Origin of the sequence: Cohnella boryungensis, assembly GCF_042651945.1 — a bacterium.
Taxonomy (GTDB): domain Bacteria; phylum Bacillota; class Bacilli; order Paenibacillales; family Paenibacillaceae; genus Cohnella; species Cohnella boryungensis.
In genome coordinates this window covers 1-597 of record NZ_JBHSED010000072.1, presented here as the reverse complement: position 1 = coordinate 597, position 597 = coordinate 1, and the positions used below count along the sequence as shown (strand labels likewise).

Annotated in this window: 1 protein-coding gene; it reads right to left on the bottom strand. The window is 63.3% G+C overall.

Features of this window, described 5'->3' with window-relative positions; translation table 11 throughout:
- A partial coding sequence (locus ACFO1S_RS27365) for a hypothetical protein (RefSeq protein WP_378127943.1) occupies positions 1 to 597 on the bottom strand: 597 nt, incomplete at both ends.

Below are 597 nucleotides of genomic sequence, written 5' to 3'. Positions count from 1 at the left end.
TGCCTGCGCTCAGCCCCGTCGTGCCCGCCGCGTTGCCATACACGCCTTCGCTAAACGTCAGGTCGACGTAGACGTTGCTCGCCGACACGGCGCTGCTGCTCGAAAGCGTCGGTGCGGTCACGTCCCATGCCGCTACGCCAAGTCCGGTCGCATTCGTCGCCAAGGCGTTGCCTGCGCTATCTGCAATCGTGCCGTTGCCTCCGGCGGCGTACGTTACCGTTACGCCTTCTTTCGCCGAGCGTCCGAGGTTCGCAACGGTCAGCATGACTTGCTTCGGATCTGTTCCTAGCTCAATCTCGCTTACCGTATACGTGATGCCCGCGTTGCCCGTCTCCGTTACCGTAAACCCGCCGTTGTTCGCCTTCGTTGCGCTCGCTGACGTAACGGCCTTGCTCAACTCCACCGTCAGTTGCGTGTCGCTGTCGCGCTGAACGCTAGCCAGTGCGGGCGGCTGCAGATCCTGCAGCGTCTTCGCGCCGGTCGCCAGACTGGCCGGAGACGCATTACCCGCAAGGTCATGGATCGACGTCGCGCTTGCTGCCTTCACCTCGAACGTCTCCGTACCGCTTGGCGTTCCCGTGACGCTCAGGAACACGC